This is a genomic window from Micromonospora sp. TSRI0369 (assembly GCF_001905625.1).
GTDB classification, from domain to species: Bacteria; Actinomycetota; Actinomycetes; order Mycobacteriales; family Micromonosporaceae; genus Micromonospora; species Micromonospora echinospora_A.
On sequence record NZ_LIVU01000006.1, the window covers coordinates 310,451 to 332,222 of the forward strand.

The 21,772-nt window shown below is 72.8% G+C and carries 20 protein-coding genes; 7 read left to right on the forward strand and 13 right to left on the reverse strand.

Annotated elements, in window-relative coordinates; all coding sequences use genetic code 11:
* Positions 1-6 precede the first annotated feature (6 nt).
* The gene (locus AMK25_RS22170) at positions 7-255 is read right to left on the reverse strand and encodes a flavin reductase (RefSeq protein ID WP_073830303.1); all 249 of its coding nucleotides are present in this window, start codon (positions 253-255) and stop codon (positions 7-9) included.
* Positions 255-548 carry a hypothetical protein gene (locus AMK25_RS22175; protein WP_241826445.1) on the reverse strand — a complete coding sequence of 98 codons (294 nt, stop codon included), beginning with the start codon at positions 546-548 and terminating at the stop codon, positions 255-257. Before AMK25_RS22175 ends, AMK25_RS22170 begins: the two co-directional genes overlap by 1 nt.
* Positions 549-1,000: 452 nt before the next feature.
* Here AMK25_RS22175 and AMK25_RS22185 point away from each other — a divergent pair, with 452 nt between their 5' ends.
* From AMK25_RS22185 to AMK25_RS22195, 3 genes are all read left to right on the forward strand, one after another.
* On the forward strand, positions 1,001-1,750 hold the full coding sequence (locus AMK25_RS22185) for a helix-turn-helix domain-containing protein (RefSeq protein WP_051611197.1): 750 nt from the start codon (positions 1,001-1,003) through the stop codon (positions 1,748-1,750).
* Positions 1,737-1,937, forward strand: a complete 201-nt coding sequence (locus AMK25_RS22190; RefSeq protein ID WP_073830306.1) for a DUF397 domain-containing protein — start codon at positions 1,737-1,739, stop codon at positions 1,935-1,937. The genes AMK25_RS22185 and AMK25_RS22190 overlap by 14 nt, the downstream gene beginning before the upstream one ends.
* 112 nt (positions 1,938-2,049) lie before the next feature.
* Positions 2,050-2,244, forward strand: a complete 195-nt coding sequence (locus AMK25_RS22195) for a DUF397 domain-containing protein (RefSeq protein WP_073830307.1) — start codon at positions 2,050-2,052, stop codon at positions 2,242-2,244.
* A 40-nt stretch (positions 2,245-2,284) separates the two neighbouring features.
* Here the strand turns inward: AMK25_RS22195 and AMK25_RS22200 are convergent, their stop codons facing one another.
* The 6 genes from AMK25_RS22200 to pcaF form a co-directional block, all read right to left on the reverse strand.
* The gene (locus AMK25_RS22200; protein ID WP_073830308.1) at positions 2,285-2,662 is read right to left on the reverse strand and encodes a nuclear transport factor 2 family protein; all 378 of its coding nucleotides are present in this window, start codon (positions 2,660-2,662) and stop codon (positions 2,285-2,287) included.
* A 29-nt stretch (positions 2,663-2,691) separates the two neighbouring features.
* Positions 2,692-4,266 carry an amino acid permease gene (locus AMK25_RS22205; RefSeq protein ID WP_073830309.1) on the reverse strand — a complete coding sequence of 525 codons (1,575 nt, stop codon included), beginning with the start codon at positions 4,264-4,266 and terminating at the stop codon, positions 2,692-2,694.
* Positions 4,267-4,527: 261 nt separating this feature from the next.
* A complete protein-coding gene (locus AMK25_RS22210) occupies positions 4,528-5,028 on the reverse strand; it encodes a DUF456 domain-containing protein (RefSeq protein WP_073830310.1) in 501 nt (166 codons plus the stop codon).
* A gap of 89 nt (positions 5,029-5,117) precedes the next feature.
* The gene (locus tag AMK25_RS22215) at positions 5,118-7,268 is read right to left on the reverse strand and encodes a putative bifunctional diguanylate cyclase/phosphodiesterase (RefSeq protein WP_073830311.1); all 2,151 of its coding nucleotides are present in this window, start codon (positions 7,266-7,268) and stop codon (positions 5,118-5,120) included.
* A 3-nt stretch (positions 7,269-7,271) separates the two neighbouring features.
* Positions 7,272-8,090, reverse strand: a complete 819-nt coding sequence (locus AMK25_RS22220) for an SAM-dependent methyltransferase (RefSeq protein WP_073830312.1) — start codon at positions 8,088-8,090, stop codon at positions 7,272-7,274.
* A gap of 116 nt (positions 8,091-8,206) precedes the next feature.
* A complete protein-coding gene (gene pcaF, locus AMK25_RS22225; protein ID WP_073830313.1) occupies positions 8,207-9,412 on the reverse strand; it encodes a 3-oxoadipyl-CoA thiolase in 1,206 nt (401 codons plus the stop codon).
* Between the two features lie 98 nt (positions 9,413-9,510).
* Here pcaF and AMK25_RS22230 point away from each other — a divergent pair, with 98 nt between their 5' ends.
* From AMK25_RS22230 to AMK25_RS22245, 4 genes are all read left to right on the forward strand, one after another.
* Positions 9,511-10,476 (forward strand): glutathione S-transferase family protein, encoded by a 966-nt coding sequence (locus tag AMK25_RS22230; protein WP_073830314.1) that lies wholly within the window; start codon positions 9,511-9,513, stop codon positions 10,474-10,476.
* A complete protein-coding gene (locus AMK25_RS22235) occupies positions 10,463-11,137 on the forward strand; it encodes a DUF998 domain-containing protein (protein WP_241826446.1) in 675 nt (224 codons plus the stop codon). Before AMK25_RS22230 ends, AMK25_RS22235 begins: the two co-directional genes overlap by 14 nt.
* A 137-nt stretch (positions 11,138-11,274) precedes the next feature.
* Positions 11,275-12,555 carry a dicarboxylate/amino acid:cation symporter gene (locus AMK25_RS22240; RefSeq protein WP_198937651.1) on the forward strand — a complete coding sequence of 427 codons (1,281 nt, stop codon included), beginning with the start codon at positions 11,275-11,277 and terminating at the stop codon, positions 12,553-12,555.
* A gap of 70 nt (positions 12,556-12,625) precedes the next feature.
* Positions 12,626-13,693, forward strand: coding sequence for an NADH:flavin oxidoreductase/NADH oxidase (locus AMK25_RS22245; RefSeq protein WP_073830316.1), 1,068 nt, complete (start codon positions 12,626-12,628; stop codon positions 13,691-13,693).
* Positions 13,694-13,779: 86 nt separating this feature from the next.
* On the opposite strand, the gene AMK25_RS22250 is transcribed toward AMK25_RS22245, so the two are convergent.
* The 5 genes from AMK25_RS22250 to AMK25_RS22270 form a co-directional block, all read right to left on the reverse strand.
* Positions 13,780-17,265: an ATP-binding cassette domain-containing protein gene (locus AMK25_RS22250; protein ID WP_073830317.1), complete on the reverse strand. Its 3,486-nt coding sequence runs from the start codon at positions 17,263-17,265 to the stop codon at positions 13,780-13,782.
* Positions 17,266-17,355: 90 nt separating this feature from the next.
* Entirely contained in the window at positions 17,356-17,949 is a 594-nt protein-coding gene (locus AMK25_RS22255; protein WP_073830318.1) for a TetR/AcrR family transcriptional regulator, read from the reverse strand.
* Positions 17,950-17,959: 10 nt separating this feature from the next.
* Complete coding sequence (locus tag AMK25_RS22260) at positions 17,960-20,110, reverse strand: YhgE/Pip domain-containing protein (protein ID WP_073830319.1); 2,151 nt, start codon at positions 20,108-20,110, stop codon at positions 17,960-17,962.
* Positions 20,107-20,823 (reverse strand): ATP-binding cassette domain-containing protein, encoded by a 717-nt coding sequence (locus tag AMK25_RS22265; RefSeq protein ID WP_073830320.1) that lies wholly within the window; start codon positions 20,821-20,823, stop codon positions 20,107-20,109. Before AMK25_RS22265 ends, AMK25_RS22260 begins: the two co-directional genes overlap by 4 nt.
* A 92-nt stretch (positions 20,824-20,915) precedes the next feature.
* Positions 20,916-21,755, reverse strand: a complete 840-nt coding sequence (locus AMK25_RS22270; RefSeq protein WP_073830321.1) for a GNAT family N-acetyltransferase — start codon at positions 21,753-21,755, stop codon at positions 20,916-20,918.
* Positions 21,756-21,772 lie beyond the last annotated feature (17 nt).

Consider the following 21,772-nt stretch of genomic DNA (forward strand, 5'->3'; position numbering starts at 1 on the left):
CCCGCGTCAGCCACGAACCCGCGCCCAGGCCAGGAATCGGCTGTGCAGATCCGGCGCGTGGTCGGGATTCAGTTGGGCGAGTTGTTCCCGCGCCTCGGTCATCAGCCCGCCGAGATAGAGAAGCAACGCGGTGCGGTCCTCCCGGTACTCGACGAGCAGCGACAGCCGGGCCGGCTGGCAGGGCCACTCCGCCCCGCAGTTGCGGCACCGCCAGAGCGGGCGCATTGGCAGGTGCGGAACCACGCGTCGGCCCATCACCGCAACCTTCGAGCGATTGCACGCGCCTCGTCGTCGCTGAGCGGAAGGAACCAGAAGAACCGCCGGACGATCTCGGGCGGTTCGGGCCCCTCGACTCGGCCACGCAGATCCCGGATCGCGCCGCGCACGAGGAACGCCATCATCCGGATGAGCGCTGCCGGATCGAGCTGATCGCGCGGAATGCGACGCAGGGTGGGACACGGCCACGGCTCCCGACAGCGCTCGCATTTCCAGTCCGGCTGATACCCGACGTGCCCGATGGCGCTGAGGACACCGACCAGAACCGTCACCACCGGCCCCCGTTCGCCCGCCACTCCTGCGCCGGTGTCAGACGACCTGGGCTGCCCGGGCGAACCGTGGGAAACACCCGGGTCGGCTCGCGCATCCACGCCGGCAGATTGCTGCCGGGGTCGCGCTTCGGCAGGGTGGGCAGCTCCCGGGTACGGCACCGGAACCATCGGACACGCACATCGGCCTCCTCGTTGATGGAGGGGGCCGCCCGGCATCGTCGGGACCGGGCGGCCCCGGGCTGGAATCCGCCCGTGCTCGCCTGCGACGAGCGGATCCGCATGCGTGACAGTCTGGTGAGGACACCGCTACGGTCGGAAGGCATCGAGCCTGGTCACGGCGCACGAGTGAAGCACCGGGCCGGCCGGCAGATGTCGAATGAAGTTCACGCACGGACTGTGGAGGAACTGTGGAGGAACCGACAGCCGATCTCATCCGATCGCAGCTCCGCCGGATGCGCTCCGCCGCCGGTCTCAGTCAGGAGGAGTTCGGCAGGCTTCTGCACTACTCCGCGTCCATGGTCTCGGCAGTGGAGACTGGGGCCCGTCCGCTGGATCGCGTGTTCCTTGCGCGAGCAGATGAGGCGCTGAAGACCGGCGACCTGCTGACAACGCTGCTGAAGATGGCCGAACGGGAGAGCCAGCCTTCGTGGTTCCGTCCCTGGCTGGAGGCCGAGCGCTCGGCCCGTCAGCTTCGGTATTTCAATCCGTCCCTGATCCCTGGCCTGCTTCAGACGGCGAACTATGCCCGGATGGTGCTGCGCTTCGACAGCACGAGACCCCACGAGGAAGTGGAGAAGCAGGTAGCTGCACGATTGGAGCGGCAGGAGATCTTGCTTCGCGACCGTCCCCCGCTCGTCATCGCAGTGACTGATGAGTCAGCGCTCCGCCGCCGTGACGCCATCATGGCCGAGCAGCTCGCGCACCTGCTGCACATGGCCGAACTCCCGCACGTCCAACTACACGTCATTCCAGCCGATGCCGGTCATCACGTCGGCCTTTCCGGGCCGCTGGCGCTGGCCCACTCGGCGGAAGGCGGCTGGGTGGGGCACCTGGAGAACCAGCTTGCGGGTCTGGTCGTCGATGGCGAGGATGCGATGGCGACGCTCCTGGCACGGTGGGAAGGCGTCCGCAGCGTAGCCTTGCCGCAGACCCTCTCGGTCGCCCTGATAAAGGAAGTGGAGAGTCAGCATGGACCTCAGTAACGCGATCTGGAAGAAGTCCACCCGCAGCGGCACGAGCGGTGGCGACTGCGTCGAGGTGGCTGACAACCTGCCGGGAGTGGTGCTGGTGCGCGACAGCAAGGACCGCGACGGCGCTACCCTCCACGTCACCCCGTCCTCGTGGCAGTCCTTCCTCGCATTGGCCAAGCAGATCGAACCCACAGCCTGACCCGACAGGTCATGGCCGCGAGATCTCGGCCAGTTCTTGTTCGCCCCAGTGGCCGATGGCTCGCCAAGATCTGCTGGCGGCCGACGCCCCGTGCCGAAAGGTGGACGATGTCATGGATCTGAGCGGCGCGACCTGGCGCAAGGCGACTCGGAGCGGCAACGCCGACTGCGTGGAGGTGGCCGCCAACCTGCCGGGAGTGGTGCTGGTGCGCGACAGCAAGGACCGCGACGGCGCTACCCTCCACGTCACGCCGTCCTCGTGGCAGTCCTTCCTCGCATTGGCCAAGCAGACCGGGCCTGCGACCTGACCGACAAAGCCATCGCCAAGATCTCCGGACAGCCCAGCGCTCACATCGGCTGGACCCAGGCGGCTCGCCACTGCGGGGACGGGTCCTGGCCGAGGCTGGTCCAGTACTCCCGGCCATCGGCGATCCGCCCGTCGCGCACGGTCCAGAACGACGCGACCCGGTGCACGCCCATCCCCTCGTGCGGCACCTCCACCTCGGACACCACAGCGTCGCCCGACGCCACCACCCGCAGCACCCGGATCGACCAGCCCTCCGGGTACTCGGCGTTGATCTTCACGTAGTTGTCGCGGCCGACGATCCGCTCGGCGCTGGCCGGCCACTCCACCACCACGTCGTCGGCCAGCAGCTCGCCGACGCCGGTCCAGTCCCGGGCCTGCATGCGATCCCACAGCGCGCGTACCACCGCTTCCGTCTCCATCGCCGGATCATGGCAGTACCCACCGACAGCTACGACGGCTCGGCGGGCTCGGGCTCCGGTTCGGCCTGGTCGACGGTGCGGCGCGGGCCGGTGAACCACTTGCGGGCCGAGGCGTACCACCAGATGGCGACGCCGAGCAGCACGCCACCGATCGCGATCGGCGCGTAGTTGACAGCCGTCCAGCTGAAGTCGGGGTTGCCGGGCACACCGGCCGGGACGATCGGCAGCACGAAGTAGACCGAGATGACGGCGATCTCGACCACCGCGATCCAGCCGAGCAGCTTGTAGCGGCGGCCGAGCGTCCACGGACCGGGCTTGAACCGGTCGCCCATCCGCAGCCGCAGGAAGATCGGGATGATGAAGGACAGGTACAGCCCGATCACCGCCACCGAGACCACCGCGTAGAACGCCACCGGGATGCCGCCGCGCTGGTAGAGCGCGGGCAGCGTGAGCACCAGCCCGGCCAGCGTCGCCCCGATGATGGCCTTGACCGGCGTGCCGTTGCGGTCGACAGTCGACCACAGCCGCCAGCCGGGCACGGCCCGGTCGCGGCTGAACGCGTACGCCATCCGCGACATCGACGTCACGCAGCTCATGCCGCAGAAGAACTGCCCGATGGTGGAGATGATGATGACGGCCTTGAAGAAGAACGGCGTCAGCGCGGTCTCGAAGATCGCCCCGGAGAAGCCGCCCGCCTCGTTTATCGCGTCCACGTCGGTGGCCGCGAACAGGAAGGCCAGCAGCAGGATCCATCCGCCCACCGCCGAGTAGAAGATCGACCGCCACAGCCCCTGCGCGGCGGCCTTCGACGCGCCCCGGGTCTCCTCGGAGACGTGCGCGCAGGCGTCGAAGCCGGTGATCGTGTACTGCGTGAGCAGGAAACCGAGCGGCAGCACGTAGAACCAGAACGCCAGCCCGCCGGTGTCGCCGTCACCGAAGCCGGAGTTGTTGAACCGCTCGGTGAAGACGAACTGGAAGCTCTGGTGGTTGTCCGGGACCAGGACCAGGATCAGCACCACGGCGGCCGCGCCGGCCACGTGCCACCAGACCGAGACGTTCTGGAGTACGTCGATGATCCGGTGCCCGTAGATGTTGATCAGCCCGTGCAGCGCGAGGATCACCACGAACAGCCCGAACGTCTGGTGCCCGGTGCCGGCCCAGCCGTCGAACAGCGCGGACAGCGTCAGGTTGAGGAACGTGGCGCAGCCGTAGTCGACCGACGCGGTCACCGCTACCAGCCCGATCAGGTTGAGCCAGCCGGTGAACCAGCCGTGCACCGGCCGGCCCATGGTCGCCGCCCACCAGTAGATCCCGCCCGCCGTCGGGTACGCGGACACCAGCTCGGCCAGGCAGAAGCCGATGATCAGGATGAACAGCGAGATCAGCGGCCAGCCCCAGGAGATCGCCACCGGGCCGCCGTTGTTCCACGCCTGGCCGAACGTGGTGAAGCAGCCGGCCAGGATCGAGATGATGGAGAACGAGATCGCGAAGTTGGAGAAGCCGCTCCACTTGCGGCGCAGCTCCTGTTTGTAGCCGAGTTCGGCGAGTCGTCGGGCGTCGTCGTCCATCGGCTGCTCGGCGGTCGGCGCAGGCGTCGTGGCCACTGCACACCTCCTCGAGGCGATGCTCGTGCGAGTGCTCGCAGTGTGCTCCCGGCCGATCAAGGTGGTCAATACGTACCCCGGTAATTGCGTTGTCGCCGGATCCCGCCGGGGGCATCATTGTGGGCGTGACCAGGCCCGACCCGACGGGCCGGCACCGGGCGCTCGGCAACGCCCGGTCCGCGGCGGCGCGCGGCGTCCACCTCTCTCTCACTGATGTACGGCGATCGGCCGTACCCTCCGGACGCCCGCGTCGCCGCACCTCTAGACGAACAGCAACCCGGCGACCCACAGCGCGGCGACCATCAGGCCGGCCATGAACTCCAGCAGCATCGACAGACCGGCCGCCTTGAGCGCCTGCACGGTGGCCGGCCAGGCGAGCCGGGTGTCACCCAGCCGCAGCCGCTCCGCGCCGAAGATCCCGCCGACGAAGCCGATCGGCAGGCCGACCACCGGAATCACGAAGAAGCCGACCACCCCGAGCAGCCCGCCGGCCAGCAGCGACGACGTGGGCACGCCGGTCCGCTTCAGGTTCCGCCCCGGCCACAGGTACTTGAGCACGGTGCCGCCGGCGGCGATCACGGTGGCGGCGGCGAGCACCGCCCAGCGGCCCGGGCCGGCGCCACCGAACAGCGCCCACACCAGCACGCCGCCCCAGCACAGCGGCAGCGCCGGCAGCCCGGGCACTACCACCCCGGCCAGCCCGGCGATGATCGCCAGCGCGGCGACCACCGACACCACTGCCTGCGAATCGGTGAGGCTCACCGTTCTCCCTTCTCGCCTGCCGCCGCGTGAGCGGGAGGTGTTAAGCGGGGCCCCCTGCTCTACCGGAGGCGTTAAGAGGGGGCCCTTCCTTACCCGCCCAGGCGGGTGCGGATGCCGTCGGCGGGCATCGGGGCGCCGAACAGGCGGCCCTGACCGGTGTCGCACCGCAGCGCCCGCAGCCGCTCGGCCTGCACCTCGGTCTCCACCGCCTCGGCCGTCACCGACAGCTCCAGCGCGTGCGCCAGCCGGACCAGCGCGTCCACGATCCGCTCGTCCCGGTGGTCGGCGACCGCGTCCCCGCCGTCACCCTTTATCCCCTCGACGAACGGGCCCGCCAGCTTCACGCAGTGGATCGGCAGCCGCCGCAGGTACGCCAGGTTCGAGTAGCCGGTGCCGAAGTCGTCGATGGCCAGCCGCGGCCCCAGGTCGGCGAGCTGGTGCAGGGTCCGCAGCGGCTCACCGGCGCTGCCCATGACCGCGCTCTCGGTCAGCTCCAGCTGCAACAGCTCGGCCGGCAGCCCGGTGTGCTGCAACGCCTCGGCGACCGTCTCCACGATGGCCGGGTCGTCCGCCTGCCGCGCGGCCAGGTTGACGCTGACCACCGGCGACGTCTCCGGGTACGCGCGCCGCCACGACTCGGCGTCGCGGCACGCCTGACGCAGCACCCAGGCGCCGAGCCGGACGATCAGGCCGGTCTCCTCGGCCAGCCCGATGAACCGGTCCGGCCCGATCAGGCCCAGCTCCGGGTGCTGCCAGCGCACCAGCGCCTCGACCGCCACCATCGTGCCGTCCAGCAGCGACACGATCGGCTGGTAGTGCAGCACGAACTCGTCCCGGTCGAGCGCGGCGGGCAGGTTGGCGGCCAGCGCCGAACGGGCGATGTCGGCGGCGCTGCGCTCCGGGTCGTACACCGCCCAGCGCCCCCGGCCCTCCGCCTTGGCCCAGTACAGCGTGGTGTCGGCGGCCTTCATCAGGTCACCGACGCTCGTCTCCGCCGCCGGGCACTCCACGATGCCGATGCTCGCCGACACGGCGAGCTGCTGGTCGGCGACGTGCACCGGCGCGGAGACGGCGGCCAGGGCCAGCTCGGCGACCTCCACCGCGTCGTCGATGCCGCCGTCGGAGTCGACCAGGATGACGAACTCGTCGCCGCCCATGCGGGCCACCAGGTGACCGCGCCCGGCCACGCAGTCGCTGAGCCGGCGGGCGATCACCTTGAGCAGCCGGTCGCCCAGGTCGTGGCCGAGGCTGTCGTTTATCGCCTTGAAGCCGTCCAGGTCGATGAAGCAGAGCCCGACGCGCTGGTCGTCGCCCGCCCTGTCGAAGACCGTGCTGAGCGTCTCGAAGAACAGCGTCCGGTTGGGCAGCCCGGTGAGCGGGTCGTGCAGCGCCTGGAAACGCAGCCGCTGCTGCAACTCGTACCGCTCGGTGATGTCCTCGACCATGGCGACTGTGAACCGGGGCCGGCCGTCGTCGTACCGGATCAGCGAGACGGCGAGGTCGGTCCAGACCACGCTGCCGTCCTTGCGGTAGTAGCGCTTCTCCACCCGGGCGCTGTCCCGCTTGCCCTCGATCAGCTCCTTGTACAGCTCCCACATGCCGGCCGCGTCGTCGGCATAGGCCAGCGCCGACACGTTCATCCGCCGCATCTCCGCGACGGTGTAGCCGAGCATGTCGGCGAAGGACTGGTTGACCTCGATGATCTGCCCGTCCACACCGGCGATGCCGATGCCGATGGCGGCGCCGGTGAAGACGGCCCGGAAGCGGGCCTCGCTGTCCCGCAGCGCCTGCTCGACGGTGTCCCGCGCCTGCCAGGCGGAGCGGGAGATCCGCTCCTGCTGGCTGAAGACCCGGTCACGCAACGCGCGGGCGAACCCGGCGGCGAACGCGCCCTGCAGCAGCGCGACCCGCTCGCGCAGCTCGGGCGACTCCGCCCGGCCGGGCAGCACCCAGGGCAGGAACCGGTCACCGAGCGCCTGCACCGACCAGTCGAGCACGCCGGGCTCGGTGAGGTGCGCCTCGACCAGGGCACGCCCCACCTCCTCCGCCGGCCGGGCGGAGAAGGTGGGGGCGAGCAGGGCCTGGCCGAGCCGCTCGGTGAGTGGCACCAGCAGGCGCTCGGTCTCGGCCGCGGTCAGCGGCACGAATCCGATGCGGCGCACCGCACGAGCCCACTCGGCGGCGTACGCGACGGCGCCGGGCCGGCTGACGTCTCCCCCGTCGATGTCCGGGGCGCGCATGGGTCAGCCGGCGGCGCGGTCGTGCCGGGCGACGCCGCCGAAGGCGCCGAACCGCTCCGGGTGCTCGTCGACGTCCGACGGTGACTCGGGCCGCCAGAGCGGCATGTGCACCACGCCCGGTTCGAGGATCGTCCAGTCGCCGAAGAATCCGGTGATCTCGGCCCGCGAACGCAGCGTGATCTCGGTGGCGGTACGCGCGGACAGCCGCTGCGCGTCGAGCATCTCCTGCGGCTGGTCCTCGAACGTGGAGTGGGAGATGACCAGGTAGCTGCCGGGCGCCGCGGCGGCCCGCAGGGTGGCCAGGATGTCGGCCGGACGGTCGGCGTCCGGGACGAAGTGCACCACGCCGGCCAGGAGGATGCCCAGCGGCCGGTCGAAGTCGATCAGCCCGCTGGCGGCGGCGTGGTCCAGGATCAGCTTCGGCTCACGCAGGTCGGCCAGGACCGCGGTGGCCCGGTCGTTGCCGGCGAGCAGTTCGTGGCTGTGTGCCACGGCCACCGGGTCGATGTCGACGTACACGATCCGGGCCTCCGGGTTGGCGGCCTGGGCGACCTCGTGCACGTTGCCGACGGTGGGGATGCCGGAGCCGATGTCGAGGAACTGGTCGATGCCGGCGTCGAGCAGCACCCGAACGGCCCGGCGCAGGAACTCCCGCCCGGAGCGCATGGTGGCGGCCAGGTTCGGCGTCATGGCCGCGATCTGTTCGGCGAGCTGCCGGTCGATCTCGAAGTTGTGCGCCCCACCGAGGAAGTAGTCGTAGACCCGGGCGGCGCTCGGCCGGCTCAGGTCGATCTCGGTGGGCAGGCTCTCCGGCGTCTGCATCGCTCGGTCCCCCAGGTCGTCGTCCGCCGTCGATGGCGGATCATGTGGTCCAGACCACTCTAGGCCGGTACGGCCGGGTACGGGAGATCCACAGCGGGCGATGCTGCCGGCCCGGGTCAGTCGGCCGATTCCAGCAGCAACGAGATGCCCTGCCCGACGCCGATGCACATGGTGGCGAGCGCCCGCCGGCCGCCCCGGCGGCGCAGTTCCAGCGCGGCGGTCAGCGCCAGCCGGGCGCCGCTGGCGCCGAGCGGGTGGCCCAGCGCGATCGCCCCGCCGCCCGGGTTGACGTGCTCGGCGTCCTCCGGCAGGCCCAGCTCGCGCAGCACCGCCACGGACTGCGCGGCGAACGCCTCGTTCAGCTCGATCACGTCCACGTCGGCGAGCGACAGGCCGACGCGGTCGAGCAGCTTGCGGGTCGCCGGGACCGGGCCGATGCCCATGATCCGCGGCGGTACGCCGGCCGCCGCCGCGCCGCGTACCCGGGCCAGCGGGGTGAGGCCGTAGCGTTCGACGGCGGCCGCGGAGGCGACGAGCAGCGCGACCGCGCCGTCGTTGACGCCGGAGGAGTTGCCGGCGGTCACCGTGCCGCCCTCGCGGAACGGGGTGGGCAGCGCGGCGAGCTTCTCCAGCGTCGTCTCGCGGGGGTGCTCGTCGGCCTCCACCAGCCTGGTCTCGCGCTTACCGGCGGGCACCGTCACCGGGACGATCTCCTCGGCCAGCCGCCCGTCGGCCTGCGCCTTGGCGGCCCGCTGCTGCGACCGGTACGCGAAGGCGTCCTGCGCGGCCCGGTCCACACCGAACTCGGCTGCGACGTTCTCCGCCGTCTCCGGCATCGAGTCGACGCCCCAGCCCTTGCGCATCAGCGGGTTGACCAGCCGCCAGCCGATAGTGGTGTCGTACACCTCGGCGGTGCGGGCGTACGGCGTGGCCGCCTTCGGCATGACGAACGGCGCGCGGCTCATGCTCTCCACGCCGCCGGCCACCACCAGGTCGGCCTCCCCGGCGGTGATCGCGCGGGCGGCGGAGGCGAGCGCGTCCAGACCGGAGCCGCAGAGCCGGTTGACGGTGCTGCCCGGCACCTCCTCCGGCAGCCCGCCGAGCAGCGCGGCCATCCGGGCCACGTTGCGGTTGTCCTCGCCCGCCTGGTTGGCGCAGCCCAGGATCACGTCGTCGGTACGCGCCCAGTCGACCGACGGGTGGCGCGCCACCAGCTCGCGGACGACGTGCGCGGCCAGGTCGTCGGGGCGGACCCCGGCCAGGGCGCCGGCGTACCGGCCGATCGGGGTGCGGACTCCGGCAACGAGATAGGCCACTGTCATCGCGCGTACGTCCTTCGGGGGTGGGAAGGGGTCGGTCGGCGGGTCGCGGGGGTACCCGGCGCCAGGATATCCGTGACCGGAGCGGATAGGTTTGCCGCATGTCCGGGGCCCAGTTCAGCGCAGAGACCAGTGGCGGCGGCGCGTTCGTCCGCCAGCCCAACCGGTTCACCGGCCGGGTCACCCCGCACTCCACATCGCCGGAGGGCGGCGGCCCGGACGAGCAGGGGCGCTGGCCGCTGGAGGCGGGCCGCTACCGGCTGATCTGGTGCCGGGCCTGCCCCTGGGCGCACCGGGCCCGGATCGTGCGCGGCCTGCTCGGGCTCGACGAGGTGATCTCGCTGGGCACCGTCGACCCGATCCGGGACGAGCGGGGCTGGCGCTTCGCGCTCGACCCGGACGGCTTCGACCCGGTGCTCGGCATCGGCTTCCTGTCCGAGGCGTACCTGTCCACCGATCCGGACTACACCGGCCGGGTGACGGTGCCGGCGCTCGTGGACACGCTCACCGGCCGGGTGGTGACGAACGACTATCCGCAGCTCACGCTCGACTTCTCGACCGAGTGGCGGCGGTTGCACGCGCCGGACGCGCCGGATCTGTACCCGGTCGAGCTGCGCCCGGAGATGGACGCGCTGATGGCGGAGATCCACCGGGACGTCAACAACGGCGTCTACCGGTGCGGGTTCGCCACCTCCCAGGAGGCGTACGACGAGGCGTTCACCGCGCTGTTCGCCCGCCTCGACGCGCTGAGCGAGCGGCTGGCGGGACAGCGTTACCTGATGGGTGACGCGATCACCGAGGCGGACGTGCGGCTGTTCACCACGCTGGTGCGCTTCGACGTGGCGTACCACGGGCACTTCAAGTGCAACCGGCGCAAGCTCACCGAGATGCCGGTGCTCTGGGCGTACGCGCGGGACCTGTTCCAGACGCCGGGCTTCGGCGAGACGGTGGACTTCGACCACATCAAACGGCACTACTACGCCACGCACGACATGATCAACCCGACCCGGATCGTGCCGCTCGGCCCCGACCTGTCCGGCTGGACCACCCCGCATGGACGTGGCTGAGGGCACGCCACGCCGGATCGCCGCCGCGTTCGCCGCCGTCTGCCTGGCGGCCGGCGTCGGCGCGGTGACGGTCGCGGTGGTCGCCGGTCCGGGTCCGGGCCTGACCGGGTACGTGAGCGAATCGGGTATCACGGACAGCGGGTACGCGGCGGCGTACCAGATCGGGATCTTCTCGGTGGCGGCGGCGCTGCTGCTGCTCGCCGGAGCGCTGCCGGCCGGGTTGCGCGCGGCGTCCGGCCTGCTCGGCGTCGGCGCGGTGGCCACGGTGGTCTCCGGCGCGGTGACCTGCAGCGAGGGGTGTCCGCTGCCGCCGTTCGAGGCGGCCACGGTGGCCGACCTGGTGCACGGCGGCGCCAGCATCGTGGGGGCCGGCGCGGTGGTCCTGGCCATGCTGGCGCTGCTGTTCGCCCCGGCGGCGGACCGGGGACTGCGGCGGATCGCCGCGTACGGCGCGGCGCTGGCGCTGCCGGTGGCCGTCGTGGTCGCGCTGGCCCTGCTGCTGGTCGGCCGCGGCGCGCTGCTCGGGCTGTCGGAGCGGGTGCTGCTCGCCGTGGCCGCCGCCTGGGGGCTGGTCACCGCCGGCTATCTGGCTGTAAGGAGCTTCACGGCCGACGGTCCTTCCATTCCGGCGCAGGTCGGGAGTAACGTGTCCCGACGATGACCAATGTCTGGTGCCTCACCGAGCGCCTGTACGTCGATCTCCGACGGCAGGCCAGCGGCGTCTGTCCGGCGTAGCTCCACGCCCCGACGCCCGCCTACCCCCTCCCAGACCTTGGACCAGTCCTCATGGCTTCCGCCCTGCGCAGAATTCCCTTCTCCGTCCAGATCCTGCTGGGCCTCGTGCTCGGTGTCGCGCTCGGTTTCCTCGCCCGCGCCGCCGACCTCGCCTGGCTGACAAGCACGCTCGACACCGTCGGCGGCCTCTTCGTCCAACTGCTGAAGCTCGCCGTGCCGCCGCTGGTCTTCACCGCCATCGTGGTCAGCGTGGTCAGCCTGCGCGGCGTCGCGAACGCCGCCCGCCTCGCCGTCAAGACGCTGCTCTGGTTCGCCGTCACCGCGCTCATCGCGGTGAGCATCGGCATCGGCCTCGGCCTGCTCACCGACCCCGGCCGGGGTGTCAACCTGGACCCGGCCGGCGCGACCGCGCCGAAGACCACCGGCTCCTGGATCGACTTCCTCACCGGCATCGTCCCGACCAACCCGGTCGGCGCGTTCGTCGAGGGCAACGTCCTGCAGATCGTCTTCCTCGCCCTGGTGGTGGGCGCCGCCGCGCTGCTCGTCGGTGACCCGGCCGAGCCGTTCGTGGCGCTCAACCGCTCGCTGCTGTCGATCGTGCAGAAGGCGCTCTGGTGGGTCATCCGGCTCGCCCCGATCGGCACGCTGGGCCTGATCGGCAACGCCGTCGCCTCGTACGGCTGGGACCTGCTGGCGCCGCTCGCGAAGTTCACCACGGCCGTCTACGTCGGCTGCGCGCTGGTGCTGTTCGTGGTCTACCCGGTGCTGCTGGCGGTGGCCGGCAAGCTCAACCCGCTGCGCTTCTTCGCCGGCGCCTGGCCCGCCATCGAGCTGGCGTTCGTCTCCCGCTCGTCGGTGGGCACCATGCCGGTTACCCAGCGTTCGGTGGAGCGCCTCGGCGTCCCCCGCGAGTACGCCTCCTTCGCGGTGCCGTTCGGCGCCACCACGAAGATGGACGGCTGCGCCGCCATCTACCCGGCGCTCGCCGCGATCTTCGTGGCGCAGGTGTTCGGCGTGAACCTGGGTGTCACCGACTATCTGCTCATCGCGTTCGTCTCGGTGGTCGGCTCGGCCGCGACCGCCGGCCTGACCGGCGCGATCGTCATGCTCACGCTGACCCTGAGCACGCTGGGCCTGCCGCTGGCCGGGGCCGGCCTGCTGCTGGCCATCGACCCGATCCTGGACATGATCCGTACCGCCACGAACGTGGCCGGGCAAGCAGTGGTGCCGACCATCGTGGCCGCCCGGGAGGGCACGCTCGACCGGGCCGCGTACGACTCGGCCGGCAAGCGCGACCTGATCGAGCCGGTCGATACCGAGCGGCTCGACCCCGTACCCGCCTGATCCACACTTCTTCGGGTGCGTCTTCCGAACCGGGGGCGCACCCGAAGCCATGACCGGAGGATCTTCGACAATGAGCGCCCTGTTCACCCCGCTCGCCCTGCGCGGCGTCACGCTGCCCAACCGGATCGCGCTGGCGCCCATGTGCCAGTACAGCGCCGGACCGGACGGCCTGCCCACCGACTGGCACCGCGTCCACCTGGGCTCCCGGGCAGTCGGCGGGGCCGGCCTCGTGATCACCGAGGCGACAGCCGTGGTGCCCGAGGGCCGGATCAGCCCGCAGGACACCGGGCTCTGGTCCGGCGCACACGTCGACGCGTGGCGGCCGGTCACCGCGTTCGTCGCCGCCCAGGGCGCGGTCCCGGCCGTACAGCTCGCGCACGCCGGGTTCAAGGCGTCCACGTACCGGCCGTGGGCGCCGGCGCGCGGCGGCGTGCCGGACGCCGAGGGCGGCTGGACCCCGGTCGGCCCGGGCGACCAGCCGTTCGTGCCGGACTACCGCACGCCCACCGCGCTGGACGAGGCGGGCATCGCCGCCGTGGTGGACGCCTTCGCCACCGCCGCCGGACGGGCGCTCGACGCCGGGTTCGCCGCCGTGGAGATCCACGCCGCGCACGGCTACCTGCTGCACGAGTTCCTGTCCCCGCTGACCAACCGGCGCACCGACGGCTGGGGCGGCGACCGGGCCGCCCGGATGCGGCTCACGCTGGAGGTGGCCCGCGCGGTACGCGCCGCCGTCGGCGAGTCGGTGCCGGTGCTGACCCGGATCTCCGCCACCGACTGGACCGACGGCGGCTGGAGCATCGAGGACAGCGTGGTGCTCGCCGGTGAGCTGGCCGCCGCCGGAGTCGACCTGGTCGACACCTCCTCCGGCGGCGCGGCGGCCCGGGCGTCCATCCCGGTCGGGCCGGGCTACCAGGTGCCGCTGGCCGCCCGGATCCGCCGCGACGCCGGGGTGCCGACCGGAGCTGTCGGCCTGATCGTCGAGCCCGAGCAGGCCGAGCAGATCGTGGCCGGCGGCGAGGCGGACCTGGTGCTGCTGGGCCGGGAACTGCTCCGCGACCCGTACTGGCCGCGCCGCGCCGCCGCCAAGCTGGGAGCCACCCCCGCTTGGCCCGACCAGTACGCCCGAGCCTTCTGACCTTGCGCGTCGATCATGAAGTTGGCGGCGTTCTGCGTCCGTTTTGTCGCCGCCAACTTCATGATCAACGGGGAAAACCCGGGCGGTCAGCCGGCCAGGTGGTTCCAGCGGGGTTCCAGGTCGGTCCAGGTGCCCTGGTCGGCCACGGTGCCGTCGATCAGCACCACCACCCGGTCGGCCCGGACCAGCGCGGCCCGCTTCGCGGTCGAGCCGACCACAGTGACCCCGTGCTCGCGCAGCGCCGCCCACAGCGCCAGCTCCGTGCTCACGTCCAGCGCCGACGACACGTCGTCGGCCACCAGCAGCTCGGTACGCGGAGCGAGCGCCCGGGCCAGCGCCAGCCGCTGGAGCTGACCACCGGAGAGCCGGGTGCCCTTGTGCCCGATCAGCAGCCCGAGCCCGCCCCCGGCCGCGGCCAGGTCGTGTTCGAGCTGGGCGGTCGAGACCGCGCCGGCGGCGTCCACCTGGTGGCCGAGCGCGATGTTGTCGGCCACCGTGCCGGAGAGCACCCGGGGCAGCTGACCCACGTACCCGACCTGGTTGGGGCGCAGGAACATCTCCGGCTCGGTGACCGGGTCGCCGTTCCAGCGCAGCTCACCGACGTGGTGCACGATCCCGGCGAGCGCCCGCAGCAGCGACGACTTGCCGGACCCGACCGGGCCGACGACGAGCACCAACTGCCCGCGCTCGACCACCAGGTCGACGTCGCGGACGGCGAGCATGCCGTCGGAGTGCAGCGCGCCGAAGCCGGACAGCTCCAGGCGGCGCAGCGGGTGCCGGGGCGGCGGCTCGGGCGCGGGCGCGGTGCCCGCGACCAGGTCCAGTCCGGGCACCGGCGCGGCGTACACGGCCTCGCCGGTCATCGCCACCGTCCGCTTCGTCCACACCCGCGCCGACGGGTACTGCGAGACCAGTGACGCGGTGGTCCACGCGAACCAGCGGGCCGCGCCGAGCGTGGAGACGGCCACGAGCGTGGCGCCGGCGGACAGCCCGCCGGTCAGGTAGAGCGCCCACGCGCCGATCGGCAGCAGGCCGCTGGCGACCGCCGGGGTGGACCGGGCCCACACCTGCATGGCGATCTCGCGGCGCTGCCGCTCGCTGCGTACCTCGTCCAGCCGGGCGAGGTGACGCAGCACCGGGCGGGTGGCGCCGGCCAGCTTCACCGTCCGGGCGGCGGACAGCGCGGAGACCAGTGCGGTGGCGAACGCGGCGCGGGCCTTCACCGTGCCGGCCGCGGTGCGTTCCAGCCGGGGCCCGAACAGCGTCGCCGCCAGCCCGGAGACCACCATCGTGCCGACGAAGAACAACGCCGGCACGAAACTGCCGGTCACCAGCGTCATGGTCACCACGATGACCAGCGAGATGAACTGGTCCATCAGGTTGTCGGCGAGGTGCACCACCCGGTCGGTGTCGCCGCCCTGGGCCACCACCTCGGCCGGGGTGTGCCCGCTGACCCGGCGCGCACCGGTCTGCCCGTGCACCAGCCGGGCGCTGATCCGCAGCATCTGCCGGATCCACCACTGCGGGAACCACAGGTTCGTCAGGTACGGCAGCGGCAGCACCACGAGCAGCGCGGCCACGATGCCCAGCGCCGGCAGCCACGGGTCGCCGCCGCCGACCAGGTCGGCCCAGAGCCAGGGCAGCACCGCGCCGTCCATCCCGAGCACCGTCATCACGATGAACAGGGCGACCGAGAGCAGGCCGTACCGCGGGTCGTTGAAGCCCAGCCGGAGGATCTCGCGCATGGTCCGCGCGGGCGGCGTGGGCGGCGCCGGTGGCGGGTCGGCGCGCGGCACGGCGACCGGCCGCGTCGCGGGCGCGGTGGGCGTGGCGGGCGCGTCGTCCCAGGCGGGCGCGTCGAGCAGCTCCACGCCGCCGCGCCGGGCGCCCACCCCGGAGTACGCCCCGGCGTGGCTGGTGGCGAGCAGTTCGGCGAAGCGGGCCGACTCGCGCAGCGGGCCGGCCTCCAGCACCGCGCCGTCGGCCATCACCACCACCTCGTCGCAGCGGCGCACCGAGGAGAGCCGGTGCGCGATGACGATGCCGATCCGGTCGGTGAGCAGCCGTTCGGTGGCCTCGCGTACCCGGTTCTCGGTGACCGGGTCGAGCCGCGCGGTGGCCTCGTCGAGGATCACCACGTGCGGGTCGCGGACCAGGATCCGGGCGAACGCGACGAGCTGTTCCTGCCCGGCGGAGAGCACGTAGCCGCCGTCGCCGAGCCGGGTGTGCACGCCGTCGGGCAGCTCCGCGATCCAGCCGGCCAGGCCCAGCTCGGCCAGCGCCCGCTCGGCGGCGTCCAGCAGCTCCGGGTCGAACAGCGCCACGTTCTCGGCGAGCGTGCCGGCCAGGATCTCGGTGCGCTGGGGCACCACGGCGATCCACCGGCGCAGCTCCTCGACGTCCAGGTCGACCAGGTCGGTGCCGCCGAGGAACACCGTGCCACGCGGCACGTCCACCGCCCTGGTGAGCACCTTGGCCAGCGTCGACTTACCCGAGCCGGTCCGCCCGACGAGCGCGTACGAGCGGCCCCGGACGAAGTCGAGGCGCACGTCGCGCAGCGCCGGACCGCGGTCGTCCCCGCCGGCCGGGTAGCGGTAGGTGAGCCCGCGTACGGTCAGGTCGCCGTCGACCGGGGTGGCCCCGCCGTCCGGCTCCTGCGGCGACCCGGCCAGCAGTTGCACCCGGGCCCACGCGCCGAACGCCTGCTGAAGGTGCGGAACCCAGCGCGCGATGTGCTCGACAGTCGCGCCGAACGCGATGGCCAGCAGCCAGATTCCGGTCAGCCGGGCGGCGTCCACCCGGCCGGTGGCGAGCGCCCACGCGCCGCCCAGCACCACACCGGCGATGCCGACCCGGACCGCGCCGGCGGCGGCCGCGGTGACCCGGGCGGAGAGCCGGAACACCCGGACGCACCGGGCGATCACCTCGGCCGCGCGACGGGCGTAGAGGCGTAGCACGTACGGCCGGGCGAGGCTGGTGCGCACGTCGTCCTGCCCGTGGACCGCCTCCTCCATCACCGCCGCGAGGTCGGACCACGCCTCCTCCTCGGCCATCCGGGCCGGGGCGATCCGGGCGGTCGGGCGGCGCAGCGTCACCGCGAGCAGCGCGGTCAGCAGGATCATGCCGACACCGGCGGGCCACCAGACGATCAGCGCGCTGACCGCCGAGAGCGCGCAGACCGCGAGGCCCTGCGCCAGCCGTACGCCGGTGTTCCGCATCTCGGCGGCGACCTGGTAGACGTCGTTGTCGATCCGGTCGAGCAGTTCGCCGACCGGCGTGGTCTCCAGGGTGGGCAGGTCCTGGCCGAGCGCGACCCGGCACAGCCGCCGCCGCACGTCGGCCGACCAGTCGGCGGTGAGCCGGGCCATGATCAGGCCGATCAGCAGGTCGGTGACGACAGCGGCGACGAGCGCCACCGCGAGCGCGACGAACCAGCCGGACGAGCGGTGCACCAGCACCGGCCCGGCCAGCGCGGACGCGGCCGCCTGGCCACCGGCGCCGAGCACGATCAGCAGCAGTACCGCCGCCATCCGCCGGGGCGCCGTGGCCCAGAGATCTCGGAGCAGGCGCATGGAAGGTCCTCCGGACTCGGATCGGTGGGGGCGGTGACCTCACCCTCACCCTTCCGGCGGCCCGGAATCAACCGAATTACCGACCGCTGGTCAGGTCCGGGCGACCCGCCGGACGATGCCGAGCAGCGACTCCTGCACCTCGTCGATCGGCCGCTCCGGCGAGAAGACGAGCCAGTCCACCGCCACCACCAGCCCGACGCCGAACAGCGCCGAGCTGGCGGTACGCACGTCCAGGTCGGCCGGGAGGTCACCGCTGTCCACGCCGGCCTGCACCGTGTCGGCGATCACCGCGATGGCCTCGCCGCGCAGCAGCCGCAGCGTCTGCTGCCACTCCCTGTTGGTCCGCCACATCTCCGAGAGCAGGAGCTGGGCGAAGGCGCGGTAGCGGCGGATGTACTCCAGTTGCGCGCGGACCAGCGCGCCGAGCGCCTCCAGCGGCGGCAGCCCGTCGACGGCGGCCCGGAACTCGGCGGTGAGCAGGCCGATGCCGTGCCGCAGCAGCTCCTCGAACAGGACGGTCTTGGATTCGAAGTTGTAGTAGACGGTCCCCTTCGCCACGCCGGCCCGGGCCGCGATGTCGTCCACGGTGGTCGCCGAGAAGCCCTGCTCGGCGATGAGGTCCACCGCCGCCACGAAGAGGCGCTGGCGGGTGTCCTCGCGCCGGCGCGTCCGTCCGTCCGTCACCGGCTCATCCTCACATGGTCAGTTCGGGGTGCAGCTTCGCCGGGGTCAGCCGGCGGGACCGGCGGGCCGCGCCGACGGTGAGCGCCATGGCGCCCAGCCCGAACGCGAGCAGTACCAGCGCGGCGGTGACCACCGGGGCGGTCGTACCGCCGTTGATGGTGTGCCGCAGCCCGTCCACCACGTACGTCATCGGCAGCCAGGGGTGGATCGCCTGGAAGAAGCCGGGCGAGGTCTGCACCGGGTAGGTGCCGCCGGACGAGGTGAGCTGGAGCATCAGCAGCGCCAGCGCGGCCAGCCGGCCGGCCGGGCCGAGCGCCACGCCGAGCAGCTGCATGATCGCGGTGAACGCCAGCGAGGCGAGGGCGAGCAGCCCGAACGTGGCCGCCCCGTGCCGTGGGTCGAGCCCGAGCGCCAGCGTCACCACCGTGTAGAGCACCGCGACCTGGGCCAGGCCGATGCCCGCGGCCGGGAGCCACCCGGCGAGCACGACCCGCCAGCCGGGCGCGCCGGACATCACGTGCCGCCGGTTGACCGGCCGCAACAGCATGTACGTGATCATCGCGCCGACCCAGAGCGCCAGCGACAGGAAGTACGGGGCGAAGCCCACGCCGTACGAGCCGGCCGGGTTCTGCGTGTCGCGGATCAGACCGACCGGGTCGCCGAGCACGTCGGCGCGACTGGCAGCGTCGTCGTACCCGGGTAGTTTCCGCTCCCCGGCGGCGAGCCCGTCGGCGAGGTCACCGGCGCCGCCCTCCAACCGGGTCAGCCCGTCGACCAGCCGGTTGCTGCCGCTGCCGAGCTGGGCCAGGCCGCCGTCGAGCTGGCGGGCTCCGCTGGCGAGCCGGTAGAGGCCGCCGCGCAGCTCGCTCGCCCCGGTCGACGCGTCGCCCAGGCCGTCGCGGAGCTTGGCGCTGCCCTGCGCCAGCGTGGCGAGCCCACCGGCCAGCTCGTTCACCTTGGCGCGGGCGGAGGCGACGTCGTCGGCCAGGTGCGGCGCGGCGGCGGCCACCTCGCGGGCGGTCTTCGCCACGTCGGTCATCTGCTTGCGCAGCGTGGCCATGTCGGTCCTGTCCAGCGCGGCCACCACCGAGCGGGCCTGGGTGACGGCCCGGTCGGCGGCCTTGCGGGCGGCGGCGAAGTCCGGGTCGTCCGCCAGTTCGGGGTGCTCCTTCGCGACCGCGTCGAGCCGGTCACGGACCTCCTCGGCGGTCGCGACCACCTCGGCGGCCTTGCCGGGGAGCGCGTCCAGTCCTGCGGCGAGCTGCTGCGCGCCGTCGGCGACCAGCGTGGCCGCCTTCTGGATCTTGTCGGCGTTGCGGCGCAGCACCGGCTCGTACCTGTCGGCGGCGGCGTTCACAGTGGCCGCGGCGGCCTTGGTCTCGGTGGCGGCACGCCCGGCGCCGTCGGCGAGCTGGGCGGCGCCGGTACGCAACTGGTCGAGGCCCTTGGCGAGCTTGTCCGCGCCCTGGACGGACTGGTTCAGTCCACCGGCGAGCTGCCCGGCGCCGTCGGTGGCGTCACCGAGCCCGTCGGCGAGCTGATCGGCGCCCCGCTGGGAGCTGCCGAGGCCGTCGGCGATCTTCCCGGCGCCGTCGGCGGCGCGCCCGGTCTCGGCCTTGGCGTCGGTGAAGCCGATCAGCATCCTGTCGAAGTACGTGGCGGCGGTGCTCTGCGCCGCGGCGGCCCGGATCTCGCTGAACGCCGACCGGGCGAGCAACCCGGAGAGGTAGTTGGTGGCGTCGTCGTTGACGACCTTCAGCTCGCCCTGCCGGGCCGGTCGATCCGGCTCCGGGCCGGCGGCGAGCGTGGCGGAGAAGTCCTGCGGGATGGAGAAGACCAGGTGGTAGCGCCCGTCGCGCAGCCCCCTGGTGGCGTCGGCCTGGTCGGTGACGGTCCAGCCGAAAACCTTGCGGTCGAGCAGCTTCCCGGTCAGGTCGCGCCCGGCGTGCACCTCGCTGCCGTCACCGGCGGTGGCCGGGCGGTCGGCGTTGACCAGGGCGACCGGGATCCGGTCCATCTTCCCGTAGGGGTCCCAGAACGCGTACAGGTAGAGCGCGCCGTAGAGCAGCGGGACGATGGTGAGCACGGCGAGGGCGGCGCGGGGCAGCCGGCCCCGGGTCATCCGGCGCAGCTCGAACAGGGCCAGTCGCAGGACGCTCATGCGGTCACCTCGGCGGGAAGGGCGGGAGCGGGCTCGCCGGGAAGTGCGAGGGCGGGCACTGCCGGGTCGCCGATGCGGTGCACGGTGGCGGCCACCCCGGGTTCGACGGCGCGGGCGCTGGCGACCACCGCGTACCCCTGGTCGGCGAGGCGTTCCAGCGCGCCCCACATCCACTCCCGCTCGGGGCGGTCGGCGCCGGCGTCCACGTCGTCGGCGACGATCAGGCTGGGGCCGCCGAGGCTGGCCAGCACCAGCCCGAGCACCTGCCGTTCGACAGGGGTGAGGTCTCTGCCGTACCGGTCGGGGTCGAGTGGGGCGTCGGTGAGGCCGGCGCCGGCGACGGCGGTGGCGTAGGCGTCGCGGCGGTAGGCCCGGCGGGCGCGCACCGCGGTCACCGGCACCAGGCGCCGACGGCGGCGCGGTACCGGCCCGAGCAGCAGCAGGCGTTCGGTGATGTGCTCGGCGACGGTGAGCGTCGGGTCGGGCTCGTGCACGCCGGCCACCTGGCCGAGCGCGGCCGGGCCCTGGCGGCGCAGTTCGCCGTGGCTGTGCGGGAAGCGCCCGGCCACTGTGAGCAGCAGCGAGGTGCGTCCGCTGCCGGGCGGGCCGGTGAGCGCGACCAGTTCACCACTCGCGGCGGTGAGGTCGACGTCCCGGTAGACCCAGCCGCGGCGGGTCCGCAGCCCCAGGCCACTGGTCTCGACGATGTTCATCAGACCCCGATTTCCAAACTGACTAGTCAGTATAAAAACATGCCCAGCCTAGCGCCGGGTGTCCGGTTCGGGACGTCCGGCGGGAGTGATCCTCAGAACAGCACTGTGGCGAGCGTGCCGACCGGGCGGAAGCCGCAGCGCTCGTAGACCCGGCGGGCGGGCAGGTTGAAGTCGTTGACGTAGAGGCTCACTGTCGGCGCGACCCGGTCCAGGGCGTCGCGGACCACTGCGGCCATCGCGGCGGTGGCGATGCCCCGGCCGCGCCACTCCGGCGCCACCCAGACGCCCTGCACCTGCGCGGTCCGGCGGGTCACCACTGCGAGCTCCGCCTTGAAGACCACCCGCCCGTCGACGAAGCGGGCGTAGGCGCGGCCGGCGCGCACCAGCTCGGTCACCCGCCGCCGGTAGCCGCGCCCACCGTCCTCGGCCAGCGGCGACACCCCGACCTCCTCGGTGTACATCGCCACCGCGGCCGGGAAGAGCCGGTCGACCTCACTGCCGCGCACCCGCCGTACGTCCGGGTCGGGCGCCACAGCGGGCAGCGCGTCGGTGGCCAGCAAGGGCTGGTTCGGGCGTACGTCCCGAGCCGGCCCCCAGTACGGGCCGAGGCGGTCCCAGAGCCCGAGTACGGCGTCGGCGCGGCCCACGATCGAGGAACAGAGCCGCTCCTGGGCGCTCAACTGCTCGGCGAACGCGCTCACCGCCGGCTCGGACGCGAGCACCGGGGTCAGGTTGCCGCCGAGCCAGCAGATCGACTCCAGGTTGCGGCGCGAGCCGTAGCCGAGAATCCGGGCCTCGGCCCGCCACCAGGCCAGCCCGCGCGCCGCCACCCGCTCGGCGACCTGCGCGCCGGCGTACGGGTCGAGGTCGAGCAGCCGTTCGACGGCACGGCGCTCCGACTCCCCCAGTTGGCGTACCGGCATCGTGAGCACGGTTACCAGCCTGCCAG

Coding starts and splice junctions, on each gene's coding strand:
- AMK25_RS22185 (WP_051611197.1), top strand. CDS start 1,001: ATGCGCTCCGCCGCCGGTCTCAGTCAGGAGGAGTTCGGCAGGCTTCTG.
- AMK25_RS22200 (WP_073830308.1), bottom strand. CDS start 2,662: ATGGAGACGGAAGCGGTGGTACGCGCGCTGTGGGATCGCATGCAGGCC.
- AMK25_RS22250 (WP_073830317.1), bottom strand. CDS start 17,265: ATGCGCCTGCTCCGAGATCTCTGGGCCACGGCGCCCCGGCGGATGGCG.
- AMK25_RS22265 (WP_073830320.1), bottom strand. CDS start 20,823: ATGAACATCGTCGAGACCAGTGGCCTGGGGCTGCGGACCCGCCGCGGC.
- AMK25_RS22170 (WP_073830303.1), bottom strand. CDS start 255: ATGGGCCGACGCGTGGTTCCGCACCTGCCAATGCGCCCGCTCTGGCGG.
- AMK25_RS22245 (WP_073830316.1), top strand. CDS start 12,626: ATGAGCGCCCTGTTCACCCCGCTCGCCCTGCGCGGCGTCACGCTGCCC.
- pcaF (WP_073830313.1), bottom strand. CDS start 9,412: ATGACAGTGGCCTATCTCGTTGCCGGAGTCCGCACCCCGATCGGCCGG.
- AMK25_RS22260 (WP_073830319.1), bottom strand. CDS start 20,110: ATGAGCGTCCTGCGACTGGCCCTGTTCGAGCTGCGCCGGATGACCCGG.
- AMK25_RS22195 (WP_073830307.1), top strand. CDS start 2,050: ATGGATCTGAGCGGCGCGACCTGGCGCAAGGCGACTCGGAGCGGCAAC.
- AMK25_RS22230 (WP_073830314.1), top strand. CDS start 9,511: ATGTCCGGGGCCCAGTTCAGCGCAGAGACCAGTGGCGGCGGCGCGTTC.
- AMK25_RS22235 (WP_241826446.1), top strand. CDS start 10,463: ATGGACGTGGCTGAGGGCACGCCACGCCGGATCGCCGCCGCGTTCGCC.
- AMK25_RS22215 (WP_073830311.1), bottom strand. CDS start 7,268: ATGCGCGCCCCGGACATCGACGGGGGAGACGTCAGCCGGCCCGGCGCC.
- AMK25_RS22190 (WP_073830306.1), top strand. CDS start 1,737: ATGGACCTCAGTAACGCGATCTGGAAGAAGTCCACCCGCAGCGGCACG.
- AMK25_RS22220 (WP_073830312.1), bottom strand. CDS start 8,090: ATGCAGACGCCGGAGAGCCTGCCCACCGAGATCGACCTGAGCCGGCCG.